This is a genomic window from Sphingobium agri (assembly GCF_023051225.1).
GTDB classification, from domain to species: Bacteria; Pseudomonadota; Alphaproteobacteria; order Sphingomonadales; family Sphingomonadaceae; genus Sphingobium; species Sphingobium agri.
In genome coordinates this window covers 28,913-48,217 of record NZ_JALKHS010000002.1, presented here as the reverse complement: position 1 = coordinate 48,217, position 19,305 = coordinate 28,913, and the positions used below count along the sequence as shown (strand labels likewise).

At 59.8% G+C, this 19,305-nt stretch carries 15 protein-coding genes; 7 read left to right on the top strand and 8 right to left on the bottom strand.

Going from position 1 to position 19,305, the window contains the following annotated elements:
- Positions 1-50: 50 nt before the first annotated feature.
- Positions 51-1,187: an epoxide hydrolase family protein gene (locus MU848_RS00500; protein WP_247229483.1), complete on the bottom strand. Its 1,137-nt coding sequence runs from the start codon at positions 1,185-1,187 to the stop codon at positions 51-53.
- Complete coding sequence (locus MU848_RS00495; protein ID WP_247229481.1) at positions 1,187-2,584, bottom strand: phosphotransferase family protein; 1,398 nt, start codon at positions 2,582-2,584, stop codon at positions 1,187-1,189. The genes MU848_RS00500 and MU848_RS00495 overlap by 1 nt, the downstream gene beginning before the upstream one ends.
- A 251-nt stretch (positions 2,585-2,835) precedes the next feature.
- Between MU848_RS00495 and MU848_RS00490 the strand changes: the two genes are divergently transcribed.
- The 5 genes from MU848_RS00490 to MU848_RS00470 are packed head-to-tail and all read left to right on the top strand — an operon-like array spanning position 2,836 to position 7,910.
- The gene (locus tag MU848_RS00490) at positions 2,836-4,002 is read left to right on the top strand and encodes an acyl-CoA dehydrogenase family protein (RefSeq protein ID WP_201516619.1); all 1,167 of its coding nucleotides are present in this window, start codon (positions 2,836-2,838) and stop codon (positions 4,000-4,002) included.
- A gap of 22 nt (positions 4,003-4,024) precedes the next feature.
- Entirely contained in the window at positions 4,025-5,008 is a 984-nt protein-coding gene (locus tag MU848_RS00485) for a thiamine pyrophosphate-dependent dehydrogenase E1 component subunit alpha (protein WP_201516618.1), read from the top strand.
- Positions 5,009-5,018: 10 nt separating this feature from the next.
- Entirely contained in the window at positions 5,019-6,038 is a 1,020-nt protein-coding gene (locus MU848_RS00480; protein WP_247229479.1) for an alpha-ketoacid dehydrogenase subunit beta, read from the top strand.
- Positions 6,035-6,877: an enoyl-CoA hydratase/isomerase family protein gene (locus MU848_RS00475; protein WP_247229477.1), complete on the top strand. Its 843-nt coding sequence runs from the start codon at positions 6,035-6,037 to the stop codon at positions 6,875-6,877. Before MU848_RS00480 ends, MU848_RS00475 begins: the two co-directional genes overlap by 4 nt.
- Before the next feature lie 34 nt (positions 6,878-6,911).
- A complete protein-coding gene (locus MU848_RS00470) occupies positions 6,912-7,910 on the top strand; it encodes a hypothetical protein (RefSeq protein WP_247229475.1) in 999 nt (332 codons plus the stop codon).
- A gap of 48 nt (positions 7,911-7,958) precedes the next feature.
- Here MU848_RS00470 and MU848_RS00465 read toward each other — a convergent pair whose 3' ends face one another.
- The 6 genes from MU848_RS00465 to MU848_RS00440 form a co-directional block, all read right to left on the bottom strand.
- Complete coding sequence (locus MU848_RS00465; protein ID WP_201516614.1) at positions 7,959-8,918, bottom strand: hypothetical protein; 960 nt, start codon at positions 8,916-8,918, stop codon at positions 7,959-7,961.
- Between the two features lie 138 nt (positions 8,919-9,056).
- Positions 9,057-11,306, bottom strand: a complete 2,250-nt coding sequence (locus MU848_RS00460) for a TonB-dependent receptor (RefSeq protein WP_201516613.1) — start codon at positions 11,304-11,306, stop codon at positions 9,057-9,059.
- 234 nt (positions 11,307-11,540) lie between these two features.
- On the bottom strand, positions 11,541-13,169 hold the full coding sequence (locus MU848_RS00455; RefSeq protein WP_247229473.1) for an FAD-dependent oxidoreductase: 1,629 nt from the start codon (positions 13,167-13,169) through the stop codon (positions 11,541-11,543).
- A gap of 68 nt (positions 13,170-13,237) precedes the next feature.
- Positions 13,238-14,101: a sugar phosphate isomerase/epimerase family protein gene (locus tag MU848_RS00450; RefSeq protein ID WP_201516611.1), complete on the bottom strand. Its 864-nt coding sequence runs from the start codon at positions 14,099-14,101 to the stop codon at positions 13,238-13,240.
- Between the two features lie 61 nt (positions 14,102-14,162).
- Positions 14,163-15,785, bottom strand: a complete 1,623-nt coding sequence (locus tag MU848_RS00445; protein ID WP_247229471.1) for an FAD-dependent oxidoreductase — start codon at positions 15,783-15,785, stop codon at positions 14,163-14,165.
- Positions 15,786-15,866: 81 nt separating this feature from the next.
- Complete coding sequence (locus tag MU848_RS00440; RefSeq protein ID WP_247229469.1) at positions 15,867-17,489, bottom strand: GMC family oxidoreductase; 1,623 nt, start codon at positions 17,487-17,489, stop codon at positions 15,867-15,869.
- 227 nt (positions 17,490-17,716) lie between these two features.
- Between MU848_RS00440 and MU848_RS00435 the strand changes: the two genes are divergently transcribed.
- Together MU848_RS00435 and MU848_RS00430 are read left to right on the top strand one after the other, a co-directional pair.
- Positions 17,717-18,466, top strand: a complete 750-nt coding sequence (locus MU848_RS00435; RefSeq protein WP_247229467.1) for an SDR family NAD(P)-dependent oxidoreductase — start codon at positions 17,717-17,719, stop codon at positions 18,464-18,466.
- A gap of 45 nt (positions 18,467-18,511) precedes the next feature.
- Positions 18,512-19,303, top strand: coding sequence for an SDR family NAD(P)-dependent oxidoreductase (locus MU848_RS00430; RefSeq protein WP_247229465.1), 792 nt, complete (start codon positions 18,512-18,514; stop codon positions 19,301-19,303).
- Positions 19,304-19,305 lie beyond the last annotated feature (2 nt).

The window sequence follows — 19,305 nt, the reverse complement described above, 5'->3', positions numbered from 1 at the left end:
TGTGACCTCGATATCAGTGAGTTGATTTGCAGGCTCTGCCGCGCATGCCGTCAGCCACGAATGGTGCGGAAGCAGTCCCGAATTTCGCGCACGAAAATGCTGGGCTGTTCCCAGGCTGCGAAATGACCACCTTTTTCGACATTTTCCCAATGGATGATGTTGTCGAAATAACGCTCAGCCCATGCGCGCGCGGGCCAGATGATCTCGCGCGGGAAATGGCTGTAGCCCAAGGGCAGCTTGACATGCCGGGGACGGAAACCGTGCATGCTTTCCCAATATAGCCGCGCGGAGGACGCGCCGCTGTTCGTCAGCCAGTACAGGGTGATGTTGTCCAGCATCTCATCCGGGGAGAAGACGCTTTCCGGTACGCCGTCGCAATCCGACCAGCGCTGAAGCTTCTCGTAGATCCAGGCCGCCTGGCCGATAGGAGAATCCGCCAGCGCAAAGCCGATGGTCTGCGGCTTCGTCGCCTGAAGCCTCGCATAGGCGGATTCCACTTCGCTGAACTGTCGCATGGAATCGAGCGCTACTTGCTCCTCGGGAGCAAGGGTTTCCGGCAGATCGGGCGGCACGATGGAAAGCATGTTGAAGTGTACGGCGGCCAGTTCGGCAGGCGCGTCGACGGCAAGGCACATCGTCACCAACGAACCCCAATCGCCGCCCTGCGCGACATAGCGGTCATAGCCCAATCGCCGAATCAATTCGGCCCAGGCTTTTGCGATCCGTTCCACCCCCCACCCGGTGGTCGGAGGCTTACCGGACAATCCATAGCCCGGCAGCGAGGGGATAACGAGGTGGAAGGCGTCGGACGCCTCGCCGCCATGGGCGCACGGGTCTGTCAGAGGACCGACGACGTTGCGGAACTCCAGCACCGAACCGGGCCAGCCGTGCGTCAGCAGCAGCGGTATAGCGTCCGGCTCTGGCGAGCGAATGTGGAGGAAATGAATGTCGATGCCGTCAATGCGCGTGCGGAACTGGCCAAGGCCGTTCAGCAGCGCCTCGCATTTCCGCCAGTCGTAATCGGTGCGCCAATAATTGGCCAAGGCGCGTAATCGCTCTGAAGGCACCCCCTGTTCCCAACCTGAGACCGGTTCCTCGTCGGCCCAGCGCGTCCGCTCCAGCCGATTGCGCAGATCGTCAAGCTGCACCTGTGGAACGTCGAGCGTGAAACCTTCAATGAGCGACATTAGGGGCGCTCCAGCACGGATTGCAGCACTACGGCAATGCGATGCATCAGCCGCTGGGTGAAATGCGCCCCGGCGCTTGCGACCAATATGTCGTTGCTCAGCCCTTTTTCAAAAGTGTCCCGGCCGCCCTTCAGCACCAGGTTCATGAGCCTTAGTCCGCCTCGTAGCGCGAAATAGTCGATCTGCCGCTGTGGAATGTCCAGTCCGCCGGCAGAGCGATAGGCGGCCATGAAGCTTTCCCAATCTGCTGCGGCAATCACGATGGGGTAACAATAGCCGAGATCCTCGCCCGGATGACCGATCGCCGCTTGCTCCCAGTCGAGGACTGCCGTGATGTTGCCATCCTGCGCCAATATATTGTGAAAAATCATGTCATTATGCACGATCGACTGCTGGCCTTCGATGCAGTCGACATTGGCGCGCAGCCATGAAATCACCGCCGACATGGTGATTGATGGCCACCGGGCGAGGCTGTGCCATTCCTGGGCCATCTCCTCCAATTCCTTCTTCCAGCTTTCACTGTCGAACGCATTGCGCGAAGGGCGCAGGCCCTGTCCCACTTCGCCAATCGGCTGCCTGTGCAGGACTGCCATCTGCCGTGCCAGATCGAGTACGACATTGCCGTCGGCGACCGGGAGCCAATAGTCCGGTTGCACGGTCGCGCCGGGTGCATGCTCCACCAGCATGAAGGGGGCATCCAGCCATACGGGATCCGTTTCGACCAGAACAGGCGCCGGGACGCGCATGCCTGCACTATGCAACCGGCCCAGCAGATTGAATTGTGTCAGCTCATCCAGAAAGCTGTCATTGGTCGCCAGATTGGGAATGCCGCGCTGGATGACCAGCCTGGCGGGCAGATCGCCCATATCTGCCAAGCCGATCAGCGCCGTCTGGCGCGATCTGCCGCCCACGACCAGTTTGAACGAATCGATGCGCAGAGCATCGCGTGCCATTCGCTGCCGCAGATAGGCTTCCAACCTCTTGGGATCGATGGCGTCGCTGTCGGCATCCGCCTGCTGGGGCTGAGCGCGTTCGACATCGTCCATGCGGGCAACCGCTGACTCAAGCAGGCTGCGTTCGCCCGCTATCGCATCGAGAAATCCGGTGATGTGCTCACCCCTGTCGAGACATTGCGCCACTTCGGCAATGGCCCCGCCAGTCGTCCGGTAGGCCGCCGCATTTTCGGCAGGGCCTCCCAGGCGATCCGTGTCAGCGAGTTCCGATATATTCGGCGAACCCGGGAACTCCGATGGTCCCCGTTCGAGCCCGTTCGCCGTCGCGGTGAGGACCCGGATGCCGCTGTCGAGCGTGGCGAGGGCGCCATTGTCGGTAACGAACGGGCGAACTTCGCGCTGCAATGCTTCGGCGACGGCCCAAAGATGACGTGCGTTTGTCATAGCTTCCTCTTTTGGGAAAGAAGCATATGGTACGATAGCGAATTAATCAACTGAACGAGGTACGGAGGATGAAAATTCCTTCCGATCCCTGATCTTTCCCATTGGTAACGGGTTCAGAAGCGTACGGACCACATTGTTTTTGGCTGCAGGGCGCCGCGCTGCTTGACATAGGGAACGCAGCATATAGTAATATCGCGTACCAATGTAGGGCGCACCTGAATCAGCAGGCTTGACGCAAAGAGAGCGATGCAGTGGATATAAGCTTATCAGAGGAACAGGAAGCCATCCGCGACAGCGTACGCAAGGTATGCGACCAGTTCGGGGACGAATATTGGTCCCGCTGCGAAGATGAGAAGATCTTCCCATCCGAATTTCACAGGGCGATGGCCGATGCCGGCTGGCTTGGCATCACCATGCCGGAGGAGTTTGGCGGCGCCAATCTGGGCGTGACCGAAGCCGCGATCATGATGCACGAGGTTTCAGCGAGCGCGGGAGGTTATTCTGCAGCGAGCACGATCCACCTCAACATCTTCGGCCCCCATGCGGTGGTCGTTCACGGCACGGACGAGCAGAAGAGGCGAATGCTTGGACCGTTGATCGCGGGCGCGGACCGTGCCTGCTTCGGAGTGACGGAGCCGGATGCCGGACTCGATACGACGAGTATCAAGACCTTCGCCACGAAGGTGCCTGGCGGATACCGGGTGACTGGCCGCAAGATTTGGACATCGTCCGGCCAGGTCGCAAACAAAATCCTGCTGCTGACCCGCACCACGCCCAAGGAACAATGCAAGAAACCTACGGATGGGATGACGCTATTCTATACCGACCTCGACAAGAGTCAGGTGGAGGTGCGTCGCATTCCAAAGATGGGACGCAACGCGGTCGATTCCAACGCGACCTTCATCGACGATTATTTCGTGCCGGATGAGGACAGGATCGGGGAAGAGGGCAAGGGGTTCCACTATATTCTCCACAGCCTTAATCCCGAACGCATACTCGTCGGCATCGAGGCCGTGGGATTGGGCCGGGGCGCTCTGGCACGTGCCGCCAAATATGCGTCCGAGCGCAAGGTCTTTGGCCGCTATATAGGCCAGAATCAGGGTATTCAGCATCCGCTGGCGGAAAATTGGACCTATTTGGAATCGGCCTATTGGATGATCATGCGGGCCGCAAACCTCTACGACACCGGCAAGCCCTGCGGAGCGGAGGCAAATGCCGGTAAGTTCCTGGGCGGCCGCGCAGCCTTCGACGCCTGCACCCGTGCGGTGATGACGCATGGCGGCATGGGCTATTCGACCGAATATCAGGTGGAAAGGCTGTTCCGCGAATCCATCCTGATGCGTATCGCGCCAATCACCGAACAACTGATCCTCAGCTTCATCGCCGAAAAAGTGCTGGATCTGCCGAAGTCTTACTAAAAACTCAGCTGGAGTGGATGACATGTCCAATTGGCCAAAACCAGATGCGGCAACGCTCCTGGAAATCTATCGCAAGGCAACGCTCATCAAGCAGAACGACGAGCATGTCATCAAGCAGATGATGGCGGGCAAGCTGGTGATGCCCTATTACAGCCCGCGCGGGCAGGAAATCATCCCCTCGGCGATATCCGTCAGCCTGGACGATGACGATTATATCTGCACCATCTATCGCGGCATCCACGACATGCTCGCCAAAGGCTTTCCGCTAGATGAGCTGTGGGCGGAACTTGCAGGCAAGGTCACCGGCACGTGCAAGGGCAAGGGCGGCCCGATGCACCTGACTTGCCCGGAAAAGGGCATGATGGTGACGACCGGGATCGTCGGATCGTCCATGCCGATCGCGACCGGACTCGGCTGGGCCGCGAAGCTCGACGGCCGCAACCGTGTTTCGGTGGCGAATTTCGGGGACGGGGCGACGAACATCGGCGCTTTTCACGAATCGATGAACATGGCGGCCGTATGGAAGCTGCCCGTCATTTTCCTGTGTCAGAATAATCATTATGCCGAACATACGGCCCCTGAATATTCCCGCGCGATCGACCGCATTTCGGACCGCGCAGCGGCTTATGGAATGCCTGGCGTCACCGTCGACGGCAACGATCCGGACGAGATGTATGGCGCCGCCAAGGTCGCGATCGAACGCGCCCGGGCGGGCGAGGGGCCGACGCTGATCGAAGCCATGACCTTCCGCTTCAACGGCCACATACTGGGCGAGGCTGGTCACTATATGGACAAGGACATCTACGCGAATGCGCAGGCCAAGGACCCGATGCCGGTCCTGCGCGCGCGCCTGCTGTCCGAAGGGATCGCCACGGAGGCGGACCTCGCCGAGATCGAACAGGATGCCGACAGCCGGATCGTGGCGGCGATCGAAGCCGCCATGGCTGCAGACTTTCCGGACGTCGCCGAACTGAAGCGTGACGTGTTCGCTGAAGAAATCGCTTGAGGTAATGGCAATGACCGACACAATCACTGCACCCGCCACGTCGCAGGACAGCACCGCAAAGAAGATGACGATGGTGGAGGCCATCAACCTGGCGCTTCATGATTCCATGGAGGCCGATTCCAAGGTGATCGTTCTTGGTGAGGATGTCGCCGATCCGCAGGATGGCGGCGTCATGGGCGTGACCAAGGGGCTGTCCACCCGTTTTGGCGAAGAGCGGGTCAAGTCCACGCCCATTTCCGAACAGGTGATCATCGGCGCCGCGATCGGCGCAGCCGTGGGCGGCTACAAGCCCGTGGCCGAGATCATGCTGATGAATTTCATCGCGGTCCCGATGGACATGATCTTCAACCATGCCGCGAAGCTGCGCTTCATGTCGGGCGGGCAGACTGGCGTGCCCATGGTCATCCGCACCATGACCGGCTCGGGCTTTTCCACAGGCGGTCAGCACAGCGACTATCTGGAAGCATGGTTTGCCCATACCGCAGGCATAAAGGTGGTCGCACCCTCGACCCCCGACGACGCCTATGGCCTGATGCGCGCGGCAATCGATGATCCCGATCCCGTGCTGTTCATCGAAAACATGCCAAGCTACTGGACCCCAGCGCCGGTCACCAAGCAGGTAATTCCCATCGGCAAGGCACGGGTTGCCCGGAAAGGCACCGACGTCACGATCATAGCGCATTCGCTGATGGTGACGCTAAGCCTCGCAGTCGCCGAAGCATTGGAAGCAGAGGGCAAGTCAGTCGAGGTCATCGACCTGCGCACCATTTCGCCTTGGGATCGGGAAACCGTTCTTGCCTCCGTGCGCAAGACCGGCCGGGCGGTCGTCGTCCACGAAGCGGTGAAGCAGTTCGGCATCGGCGCGGAAATTGCGTCGACCATCTCCGAGGAATTATGGGGCACGCTCAAAGGCCCGGTCGAGCGGGTAGGCGCAGCCTATTGCGCCGTGCCTTTTTCCAAACCGCTGGAGCAAGCCTTCGCACCCAATGCCGATACGATCCAGGCCGCCGTTCGCAAGGCGCTCGGTTGACCAGCCGCGAAGGGACAGCGGCGATGCTCCAGTCTGCGCCTGACGAAAGCTATCTGGTCGACACGCAGGATGGCGTCCTGCGCCTGTCGTTCAATCGGCCGCAACAGGGCAATGCCATCCCCAAGGCCATGGTGCCGCTGCTGACTGATCTTTTCCGCGCCGCGCAAGCGGACCGGACCGTCCGATGCATCCTCGTTCGCGGAGAGGGAAAGGTGTTCTCGGCTGGCGGTGATGTCGCGGGCTTTGCAGACTCGATCAAGCAAGACGTGGCGGTCCGGCAGTCGGATTTCGCTCGCCGCCTGCCACTGGCGCGGGCTCTTGTGGAAGCCATCGTCGCGTTCGACCGGCCGATCGTCGTGTCCGTGCGGGGGGCGGCGGCCGGTGCAGGGCTCTTCTACCCTCTGATCGCCGACTATGCGATCGGCGATGATAGTGCCACCTTCGTCTTCGCGCATCAGCGCGTGGGGCTCAGTCCGGACGGCGGGGTTACTGCCGTGCTGCCGCAAGTTGTGGGTACGCGCATGGCCCGCATGCTGCTGATTACAGGGGCCAAGGTCGATTCCGTGGAAGCGCTCCGGTTGGGCATGCTTCACAAGATCGTCCGGGCGGACGCGTTGGACGAGGAAGCAATGAAGATCGCCCGCCGCCTTGCTCAAGCGCCGCAGCTGGCCGTCGTCCAGGCGAAGAGGCTCGTCAACGATGCGGCTGCGCGGAGCCTGGCACAGATCCTTGATGCCGAAACGGACGGCATCGTCGCGTGTGTTGGCGACGCCGACTTCGAAGAGGGCGTTACGGCCTTCCTGGAAAAGCGCGCGCCCGCATTTCCTTCTGCCCGCTAAAGGCGCGGGCGCTCGCCGCGCGTTGGAGAAGATCATGCATATTCCGCTACAGGAAACACCGTGGGAAGGGGATTTCCCCGACATAGAGAATTGGAGCGAGAATTTCTGCCTCGCCGGGTTCGATCCACAGTCGGGTGTAGGCTTATGGCTGCATATCGGTCGATGGCATCATGACCTCACTTTGTTCCGGGAGGTCGTCATCATCCGCTTGCCTGACGGCACGGTAATCGCGCATCGGGCGATCGGCGATGCCCACGCCGCTCAGGATGGGCCGGGCGGCCCGCATCTCGCCGTGCGCATCGTGGAGGCTGGGCGCAAGCTCACTTACCGCTTCAGCGGCGGCGTGATGCGCGTACCCGCCGCGCAGATGCTTCAGGGCTTGGTGGGTGATGGGCGACGCACGCCCGCTTCCTTCGACCTGACCTTCACATCGACTGCGAACATCTGGGATCTGCACAAAGTAGGCGGGCTTCAGGAATTTCTCCCAGCAGGTCATATCGAACAGCCTGGCCTGCTTTCCGGATCGATCCGCGTGGGCAGCGAGCAATTCAGCTTCAACGCAATGGCGAACCGGGATCACAGCCTGGGCGGCCGGGACAATCGCAATCTGCACAGCCATCAATGGTTTCAGGGTTATTTCGAAAACGGCTTGGCCTTCTTGCTGTTCGATGCGGAGATCGACCAGGGCGAAGTGGTTTTCTCAGAGGCGGTTGTCTATGAAGATGGCCAGAGCTTCGACGCCAAGATCGACCAGATCGAACGATGCGGCCATGTGAATGACGATCAAAAGCTGATCAGGACAGTGCTGAGTTATGAAAAGGGCACGCTCGTCATCGATACGGCCGCATTCCACGGCAGCTCCTATCTGTCGCTTGCCTCTCCGAACGACACCTATGTCGGCGTCTATCCTACCGATCCGGGTCCGACGCGCGTGGTTGACGAGCAGTCCGTCAGCCTCCTTCTAAATGGCGCGGTGAAGGGTTATGGCTGTTATGAACGGACGATCCCCGGCGCCCATATCCGGGAGGCGTGAGAGGGGCCGCCATCCGGCAAGCTGTGAGCCGGATGGCATGCTGGCGCTTCAGGCATCCTTCAATGTGCCGATTTCGACATTGGCGAGACCCTCTTCCCCCGTTTCTTCGCACCGCACTCGGCACATATTCTCGACATTGTAATAGACTTTCGCGCCGGGCTTTTGCGAATGTAGAGGCAAGCGGGCAAAGGCATTGCCGACGTCGGCGGTGAGGGTGAAGGTCTCACCGCCCAGCGTGACGGTGTGGAATATGACCTTGTCGGGCATGCCTTCCGGCCCTTCACCGACATTCTCGATTCTGAGTGTTTTGATGACCTCATTGCCCTCCGGCCGCGCGATATAGCCTTCTGCCGTCATATTTTCAGGACGGACGATGTTGCGCACCGTGAAAAGATGAAAGCCCATGGTCGGGAAGTTGAAGAATGACCAGTTGTGATCCTTCACGATCTGGTCATTGCGCATGCCCCAACTGTGGTCGCGATAGCCTGACCCGTCCACGTCCACCGACAGGCCTGCGAGTTCCCCGGTCTTGAACGTCACCACCCCGGTTGCATTCATGCATTGGCCTTGATGGCGAAAGCCAAATCGATCGAGGGCGGTATTTTCGGAAATGGAGAACTGGTCCGGATTGACGTCCGCGCAAGCGAGAAAGTCGAACAGATGCATCCGGCGCGTGAAATGGAGAGAAGCCGCTACCGTGTCATCCTCATATTCAACGAGAAATTTTTCCTGCGGCTTCAGGAAATGAATCCTCTGGTTCCCGTAACGCAGCAGCTTCTGATGCTCGAAGGGCTGAGGTAGAGGAACCTCGCCGCTGTGGCTGACCTTCACACCCTTATGCAGGACGGTGAAGGAGGCGAACGCCCGGTCAAAAGTCGGCTCCGCCGTGCTATGGGCCAGGCAGCACAGGTCACGATCGGGGTCCATGAAGACCCAGAAGTAATTTTCCTTCCAACGAAGCCAAGCCCGTGCCGGGACCGTATGGGGGTAATCTTCGTGCAGCAGCATAGGGCCTCCAAAGGGCGGCAAAAGGGCGCGAGGGCGCCCTGTGGACCATAGACATGGCTGGCCAGGTTCATGACCCGCGTCGATTGAATTCGGCGCGGGTCACATTCTGTTTTTCAGCAACCACGCAGGCGACCATGATCAGAGATCGAAACGGACCTCGACCCCATATGTCCGCGGATCTCCAACACCGCCCAAGTCACCGGCCGGCGTATTGGTCTGCGGAATCTCGTTGTTGAAATATTTCTCGTTCGTAAGGTTGGCGCCCCACAAGCGGAAGGTCAGCTTATTGTTGAATTCCGGCTTGAACGAGATGCTGCCATTGAACAGCGTCAGCTTGGGTTCCGTAAGGATGTTGTCCGGGTCCCACTTCAAGCTGGAACGATAGGACATTTGCCCGGCGAAGCTGAACTGACCGACAGCGGTCGGCAGTTCATAGTTGAAGCCCGCATTGACCTTCCATTTGGGCGTCTGGGAAAGCCGGTTGCCGCCAACGTCGCCAACGGCCAGGGTGACGCCCCAAGGCGGCGTGAAGATGGGAACGTTGATCGGCGCACTGTCGAAGCTGATAAATTTCGCCCAGAGATACTGCCCCGCCAGGTCAAGCCTCAGTCGCTCGGTCACCTGGAAGGATGTATCGAATTCGAAACCCTTGGTGCGCGCTTTGTCAGCGTTCGCGAATGCGACGAACGGCGTCGGCCCAGCAGGGGTGTCCACTAGCTGAACGAGCTGGACCTGCGGGTCCTTGATGTCGTTGCGGAACACTGCGACGTTTGCGCGTACCCTCCGATCGAACAGGGTCATCTTCAGGCCTGCTTCATAGGAGGTCACCGTTTCCGGATTGGTCGGCGGAGCGCTCAGCGGAATGGTATTGAACGTACCCGACTTGTAGCCGCGGCTCCATGTCGCATAAGCCATTATGTCATCGGTGAAATTATGATCGACCGAGACCTTGTAGGTCCACTTGTCGAAGCTTGCCACTTGATGATAATCCGGCGCTGCGGGTATGTCGGCTCCAACCAGCGGGGTCAGCGACACTTGGCCGTCCCCCTGAACGCGATCTTTCGTATAACGTAGGCCAATCGTGACATTGGTCTTGTCATCGACGACAGGGAAAGTGGCCTGTGCGAAGGGGGCGAGGGATTCGATCTTCTGTCGGCTGTGGATATTCTGGCTGGCGAGCCCGTTCAAAGTGAGAGCATCACCATTGATGCGGACATTTACGTTCGTGCGCGAATTCATATAGAAGAAACCGAGAATCCAGCTGATCTTCGAGGAAGGCAGTGATTTCAACTGGAGTTCTTGCGTTATCTGCCGGTCTCCGATCCTGATCGGGAAGGCTAGCCAGTTCAACTCGGTGTGATCGCCCTCATAATTCAGAAGTTCCTTTGCCTTCCGATAGGAGGTGATGCTTGTGAAATCGGCGAAGCCAAGTTCCTGATCGATCTTGATCGACCCTCCCCAACCACGCAACCGGTGGAAAATCTCGGTGTTGGCGTAGATATCGTAAAAGCCTGGAGGATCGAAATATTGCGTGCCCTGAAGGGGAGATCCCAAAGGATAGCCACGGGTCGTGCCTGGATAGATACTGACGGCGTTGCCCTGGTTCTGCCGCTGATAAGTGTAGAAGCCGCTCAACCGGATCTTGGTCGTATCGCTGGGTTCAAAGACAAGCTTGGAGCGAATATTATAGAATTTGCGCTTGTACGTGTCCTTGTCCAGGAATTCGTTTCTTCCCCATCCGTTGCGCTGATCCAGCCCGACAACGGAGATACCGGCGGCGACGCCATCTCCCAATGGTGTGGCGGCATACAACTTTCCGCTGATCGTGTCGTAATTGGCATAGCCCAGCGTTGCCGAGAGATCCGTGCTGTCACCAGGATCGCGGGTGAAGACTTGCATCAAGCCGCCGGTCGAATTCCGGCCGAACAATGTACCCTGCGGACCTTTCAGCACTTCGACACGTTCGATGTTCGCTAGTTCAAGATAGGCGCTGGCAAGACGGGAATAATAAACGTCATCGATATAGACCGGAACGCTTGCCTCGTTCCCGGGGGTAGACGCCCCGGGATTTCCGACGCCGCGCAGGAATGGGATGACGACACCGGACATCTGTGACACGAACAGCGAGGAGTCAGCCTGCTGCAGGTCTGCCACACGGGCAATGCCCTTCGTTTCGAGAGCTTCCCCAGTAAACGCCGTGACGGCAACAGGAACGTCCTGCAGATTCTGGCTGCGGCGCTGGGCCGTGACGATGATATCGGTGAGGCCTGTTGGCGAGGACTGGGGCGCTGCATCATTTTGCGCGGCCGCATCAGTCTGGGCAAGCAGCGGCGCCGGTGCCACGCTCGCCAACAACAAGCCTACGACAGAAAATGCCTTTTTCCTCATGATCTTCCCCTAAGCTAACGATTATGATTATCAGCTAATCGAACGAAAACGGGTAAGGCGGACATTGCAATGTCCTTTTCGTGCCCCTTCAAGACGTCGCACCATCTTCGGTCGCTTCGCAGTTCGTGCGACACATCGCACACCTATCAGGCGATCGCACTTCAGCACCATTCACGACGATTGTCAACTAAGTAAACATGCGAACGGTAAATAGGTGTATCGCATTGTGAGCTGCTATCGACGGTTCGTCCTGACCGCAGCTTCGCGCCCGGCGATGTGGCCGAAGACCAGGGCCGGGCCGATCGTCCCGCCTGCGCCTGGATAGGCCATGCCCGTGATACCCGCCGCGGCGTTGCCCGCTGCATAAAGGCCGGGAATGTGGCCCCCACGCAAATTCTGCACTTCGGCTCTGACACTGATTTTCGGACCTCCCTTCGTTCCCAGGACGCCGGGATAGACGCGGCAGGCATAGAAGGGCGGCTGATCGAGGGGGCCGACGGTTTGAAAGGGGCCCTTCAGAGCCCAGTCGCCATGGTAGCGATCATATTGGCTCTCACCGCGATGGAATTGGGGATCAGCGCCCTCTCGCGCCGTTTCGTTGAACTGCTGAACCGTCCGCTCAAGGCCATCGGCATCGACGCCGATCTGGTCGGCCAGTTCGCGCAGCGTCGCCGCCTGCACCATCCAGCTCGGAACCGGATCACCGGGATAGCGCGTCAGCACCGGATATTTGTCCAGATAGGCGTGGTGAAAGATGATCCAAGCTTCCCGATTGGGATATTCGAACGTCTGCGGATCGAACTGGAAAAAGGAGCGGCCGAGGTCGTTGTAGTTGCAGGCTTCGTTGACGAACCGCTGCCCCATGCGGTTCACCATGATCGATCCGGGCTTTGTGAGTTCCGTCACTGCGAAACGGATCGCTGGATTGCCCTCATATTCCTCGCCGGGGATTTTCATGATCGGCATCCACCATGCCTCATCCGTGTTGGCGAGGGCGGCTCCAGCCTCCGCCGCCATCAGTAAGCCATCGCCCTCATTATCGGATGGACTTGCCGCCCCCTCATGTGGGCCGCGCAGCAGGTCCTTCACCAGACCGGCATTCCATTCAAAGCCGCCGCTCGCAATGATGACACCCCTGCGCGCACGCATCTGAAATGGCTCGCCATTCTGGCTGCCTGTAACGCCCGCGGCTGCGCCGTCCTGCATGATGAGACCTTGCGCCCGCATGCCGAACAGGACGTGGACGCCCTTTTCGACCAGACTGGCCGCCAGCCCTGCCACTAGGGCATTGCCGACACCCACCAAACCCTTTTCCAGCCGTTCGCCGATGATCGCGGGGTCGAAGATGTCAACGCCGTCCTCCAGGTCGTTGCTGGAGACGGGAATTGGAAAGGTCAGGCTACCCCTCAGCCTGGGCCGTAACGCCCCCAGCTTCTCACCGGGAAACAATCCAGCCGACAGCGACCGGCCATATGTCCCACCGGGCAGTTCGGGATGATAATCGGGCCATTTGAGTGCCCGAAAGCGAATGTCCGTCTGCGCCTCGATGAATTTGATGACGTCTGAACCCTGATCGACATAGGTTTCGATCATATCGTCGTCCATGCGGCCCAGTGACTGGCGGCGCAAATAGGTAAGCGCTGCCTCGCGGCTGTCGCTGGACCCGACCTCATGCATATGGTGGTTGCATGGGATCCAGGGCACGCCACCGGACATCGCCGTGGTCCCGCCAAGCTTTTCCGAACGTTCCAAAATGACGACATCCGCTCCGGCATGGCGTGCGCTCAGGGCCGCTGCCAGCCCGGCCGCGCCCGAGCCGATCACGATGACGTCGGTTTCTTCAATTCGATCCTGCGCTGACACCTTATCCTCCCGAAACATCTATGAGCACTGCAGCGGCGCCTCCTCGCGGGAGGCGCCGCCGCCGCAGATCAGGCATCTTCCCGTGCCAGTGCGAATTGGCGGGCGACGGCGTCGAAAGACCGCTTCGCCGCTTCTTCCGGTTCAAGCGCGCGGAATTCGTGCGACAGCATCTCGACCCCGTAACAGCCATCATATCCGGTCGCCGCGATCGCACGCAGAAATGCCGGCACGTCGAAGCTACCTTCGCCTGGCAGAAGGCGATTGTCCGTCGAATCGTCGAAAATGCCGCCAACGACTTCAGCGGCCGCATCGTCCAGTTCGACATGCTTGATATAGCTGGCGGGCAGGGCGGCTACTTCATCATAGGGAATCCCCGGACGCGTCATGTGCCAAATGTCGATTAACAGCCCGCCATTGTCCGAACCCGCCATTTCAATGAGTTGCCGCCCCGACTTGAGATCGCGAATATTCGCCAGCGGGAAGACCTCGATCGAAACATAGGCACCCACCTCGGCAGCCTGCTCGCTCAGCAGCCGGAAGTCTGCGGCCATCGTTTCCATCGAGACACCGCTGTCGCTGATGTCGCCGACGATCTTGATATGCTTGGTCCCGATCTCCATGGCGGTATCCAGCCATAGGCGCCGCATCTTGTCGGAAGCAGCGCGCGCCTCGCCCTGTGCGAACCAGTCGGTCAGGCATTCGACTTCCAGGAACTGAACTCCGGCATCGTTCAGGATGCGGCGGATGCCAGCCGTGCCGTGGAGCGCGACGTTTGCGGCCAGATCATCCCCTGACAGCCCCATCCCATAATATCCTGCCGCCACCGCTGCGGCGGCACGCCGCTCCAACGGGAAAGGACTAGCGACCGGCGCGCCTGGATAGGCATCGCCTGCGATCGTGTAATAAGTCGCGACAATTTTTGGATCATTCATGATGAAATTCCTTCGTCAGCATCGCAGGAAGGGGCAGGCCGCTTCCGCTGGACAGGGGTTTTCAGAAGCGGTTGGAGCCGCGCGCGGCTTCGCGCCCGGCGATATGGCCAAAGGTCAGCGCCGGGCCCAGCGTCGCTCCACCGCCCGGATAGGCCATGCCCATGATGCTCGCCATGGCGTTACCCGCCGCGTAAAGGCCGGGGACGATGCCGCCGGACAGGCTCATTACTTCGGCGCGCTCGTTGGTGCGCGGACCACCCTTCGTGCCGATTGTCCCGATCTTGGTTTCTACGGCATAATAAGGTCCGCGCTCGAGCGGCCCCAGCGTCCTTGCAGGGCCTTCGGCGGCAGGATCGCCCCAATAATGTTCATAGACGCTTTCTCCGCGGTGGAAGTCCGGGTCGACGCCTTTGCGTGCATTATCGTTGAAGCGCGCGACCTCTGCCTCCAACCCGGCAGGATCGACGCCGATCTTCGCTGCCAGTTCAGCAAGCGTGTCCGCGTTTGCCATCCAGGACGGGACCGGATCGCCCGGGTAGCGCGTCAGGAACGGGAAGCGGTCCATATAATCCTGGCTGACGATGTGCCAGGCAGGCAGGTTGGGATAGTCGAAATTGACCGGATCGAACGCTTGAAACACGCGCCCAATGTCATTGTAATTGCACGCTTCATTGACGAACCGGCGACCCATCCGGTTGACGATGATCGATCCGGGGCCGCACCGTTCGATGCCGGTCAGCCGGACCAGAGGGCGGCCGTCATATTCTTCGCCAGGTATCGTCACTGATGGCTGCCACCAGGCTTCCGACATATTGCCAAGCTCTGCGCCCGCCTGAATCGCCATCTTCAACCCGTCGCCTTCGTTCCAGGGCGGGCTGTGCGGGCCATGCAAGGGCCCGCGCAGAAACTGGCGGGTCATTTCCTTGTTCCACTCATATCCGCCGCAGGCCAGGATCACTCCCTTGCGCGCGCCGATGCGCAGCGGTTCTCCATCTTTGTCGGCTTCGACGCCGATGACGACATCGCCATCCTGTACGACCCGCAGCACGCGTATATTGCGCCTGATCCGGACACCGTGATCGATCGCACCCTTGATCAGCCCCGCCATCAGCGCGCCGCCCATTCCGACCATGTCCTCGTTGAGGCGACCACCGATGACCTCGGAATCCAGCACGTTGATGCCGTCTTCCACATCGGCGATGGAAATCGGGATGGGGAAATGTGCGCTCGATCGCAGGGCGGGCCGTAATTCGCCCAGCTGCCCGGCCGGAAAAATGCCAGCCGTCACTGAACGGCCGATATTTCCGCCCGGAAATTCAGGATGATAATCGGGCATCTGAAGAGCGCGGAAGCGAAGATCGGTCTCCTGTTCGAGGAACAGCAGCACCTGTGGTGCGGTGTCCACGAAGGTCTCGATCATGACATCGTCCATCTTGCCCAGCGAAATGCGGCGAAGATAGGTGAGGGCCTGCTCGCGGGAATCACTGCGCCCGATCTCATGCATATGATGATTGTTGGGAATCCAAGGTACGCCGCCCGAAACCGCACTCGTACCACCCAGCTTGTCCGTACGTTCAAGCAGCAGCACCTCTGCGCCCGCTGTCCTGGCGGCCAGCGCCGCGGAGCAGCCCGCAGCGCCGGAGCCTATCACCAGAACGTCTGTTTCCTCATCCCATTGGGTCACGATTATCTCTCCTGCATTTTTCAGACGATCGCCTGGCTGCATGCCCTTTATGGGTCTTGCGCGCGGCCGCCCCGTTTGCGCCTAGCGCGCGTCTTCAAGGATCAGCGATGATGCATGCCACGCCATCGCCATCGCCGGTGCATTGGTATTGCCCGAAGTCAGGTTGGGCATGATCGAACAATCGACCACGCGCAGGCCTTCCACGCCGCGAACGCGCGTGCGGGGGTCCACCACGGACTCGTCATCGCTGCCCATCCGGCATGTTGCGACGGCATGGGTGCCGCAACTCAAATGGCGGCGCACGGCAGTCAATATCTGTTCGTCGCTGTCGTTGCCGCTCAAACCCGGCGCAACTTCGCGTGTGACGAATGGAGCAATGGCAGGCTGCGCCATCAACTTGCGCACGAACCGCACCATGGCGATCGCCGTCTCGCAATCCTCCTGCGTCGTCAGCCAATTGGGATTGATCCGCAAAGGATCGTCCGAGTGAGGCGAGGTGATTGTCAGGGTGCCTTCACTGGTGGCCCGCAGCATCGCAGTTGCGATCATCATGCCGGGTGTCTTGTTGACGCCGTTGGTCGGGACCGCGACATCCGCCTCTCCCTGCGCCAGAGTCACGCCGCCGACGAAACACTGAAGGTCCGGCCGCGTGACGCTTGGACGGCTGCGCGCAAAGATGCCGATCTCCTGCGGCACCGTCGCCATCGGGCCGCCCTTGAACAGGAAATATTCTGCAAGGCTGCGCGCAAGGCCCAAGCCACGATAGCGGTGATTGAGGCCCTTTTCGCCCTGCAAATCATAGTTGATACCGTAAATCGGGTGTTCCTGCATCCGCCGCCCGACATCGGGGCTGTTGACAAGAACATCGACGCCTGCAGCTTTCAAATCTTCTGCAGGCCCGATCCCCGAAAGCTGGAGCAGCTTGGGAGAAGCGATCGCGCCTGCCGATACGATGACTTCACCCCTGCAGCGGAACTCCGTCTTCTGTCCGCCGATCCTGCACATGACGCCCTTCGCCCTGCGCTCTTCGATGATGATCCGGTCTACCTGCACGCCTGTTCGGATCACCAGGTTGGGTCGATGGCGTATTGGGTCCAGAAAGGCGACCGCCGCGCTCTGCCTGCGGCCATTCTTGATATTATGATGATAGTAGCCAACGCCCTCCCGGCTTCCGGCATTGAAATCGTCGTTGCGCGGCAGCCCCATCTGTCCGCCTGCTTCGATCATCCGGTCGGCAAGGGGGTAATGGAACTTCGACGTCGATACATGCACCGGGCCGCCGACCCCATGTTCTTTCGACGCCCCCAATTCATGATCCTCGATGGCGTTAAAGGCGCGGAGCATGGTGTTCCAGCCCCAACCTTTGGCGCCGCGCTCCTCCCATTGTTCGAAATCTTCGGGTTGGCCACGGATATAAATCATGCCGTTGATGGCGGACGAGCCGCCAAGCCCTCTACCTCGCAACCATATCTCGCTCGCGTCCAACCCGTCTTCGCGCGGCTGTTGAACCGGAAAATACTGGGCGAACTTAGGGTCGCCGACCAGTTTCGCCACGCCTTTCGGCATGCGAACGAAGATATGCTTGTTTTCGCCACCAGCTTCCAGAAGCAGCACCCGATTCGACGGATTTTCAGAAAGCTTGTTCGCAAGCACGCAACCGGCGCTGCCTGCTCCGACGATGATATAGTCGAACTCGTCAGCCATGTCCTCTCCAGAAATTAAATGACATCCGTCTTATATAAGCTTCTATGACACGGCGGATTGGCAGATACAATGGACTTTGCGTTCTCTATGTTCGGCCGCGTATCAAGCGCATATGCCAGAGCTATTGACAGTTTGTACGACATTAGTCACGTAATGAGGGAAGATAAAGCGGTCCGTTAGGGATGGCCGGTCTGCCGAGTGTCGGCTCACTGCTGGGAGAGGTTGAGATGGGTGTATTGGACGGCAAGGTCGCCTTGGTGACCGGCGCCTCAGGTGGCATCGGGCGACAGGTTGCCATTGCCTTGGCGCAAAATGGCGCGCGGATCGTTGCGCACTATTCTTCCCGCCGTGAAGGTGCTGAACGGACGGCAGCCGACGTGCGCCAGGCAGGCGGGGACGCCGTGATCGTCCAGGCGGATCTCAGCCATGCGGACGGGGTCGCTCATCTGTACGAGCAGTTCGATCAGCAGGCTGGGGGACGGCTGGATATTCTGATCAACAATGCTGGCGCCGGACGAAGCTCGCCGATCACCACGATCGATGAAGAAGAAATCGACAGCATGTATCGCGTCAATTTCAAGTCGCCGATACTCGTCACGCAGCAAGCGTTGAACCGCTTCAACGACGGCGGCGCGATCGTCAATATCTCATCGATGAGCGGACTGATGGCCCAGCCCCCCGGCTTTGCCTATGCCATGAGCAAAGCTGCCGTTAATTCATTCACGGTTTCGATGGCCGTCGAGCTCGCGCCGCGCAAAATCCGCGTCAACGCCGTCGCTCCCGGGCCAGTGGATACGGACCTTATCAACGGCTACCGCGAGAGCGACGAGGCGATGCAGATGTTCAGGAGCATGGCGGCGCTCGGCCGCATCGGCACTCCTGACGACATTGCCCAGATCGTGCTTTTCCTAGCGTCGCCCGCGTCAGGGTGGCTGACGGGCCAGGTGATCCAAGCGAGCGGCGGCATGAGGCTTTGAGCCTCATCTTGCACGAGCGCGCGTCACTGCACTTAGGAGAATGAGATGTCTGTAACCTATGACTTCAAGGAAGGCGCGGTCGTCATATTCGGCGGCAGCGGCGGCGCAGGTGGTCACCTCACACGCGCCTTTGCAAAGGCGGGGTGCACGGTCGCCTTCACCTATTTCGGTGGAAAGGGGCGGGCGGACGATCTGGAAAAGGAACTGCGCGACGCGGGATGCACTGTCGCTGCCTACCAGGCCGACATAAAGCAGCCGGAACGGCCGCAGGAAATCATAGACGAGGTCGCCTACAAATACGGGCCAGTGCATACGGTTGTCTATGCGGCCGGTCCAGTGATCGAGGTTTGCCCGATCGTCGAAAATGGACCGGAACGGTTCAAGCTGCAGGTGGATTCGGAGCTGCTAGGCTTTTTCCACATCGTGCGCGGCGCCATCGGTCATCTGCGGGAGAACCGCGGTACCTTGATCGCGTGCACATCCTTCGCCAATTACAAGGTTCTCATCAATGACGGCTTGTCCGCTTCGGCAAAGGCAGGCATCGAGAGCTTGGTTCGACAAATAGCGGTGGAGGAAGGCCGCTATGGCGTGCGCGCCAATTCCATCGGGCTTGGCTGGTTCGACATCGGCCAGGGCGCGATCGCACCGATTGACCAGTCCACGACGCAGAGCGACATCGGCAAGGACATGGTCAAGCTGATGAGCAGCATGATCCCGCTCGGCAATCGTCCCGGCCGCGGGGAGGAGTTGGCAAACACGGTGCTATTCTTCGCATCCGAGCAGGCGTCCTACATCACCGGGCAGACGCTGCTGGTGGATGGGGGTATTTCGCTGTGATG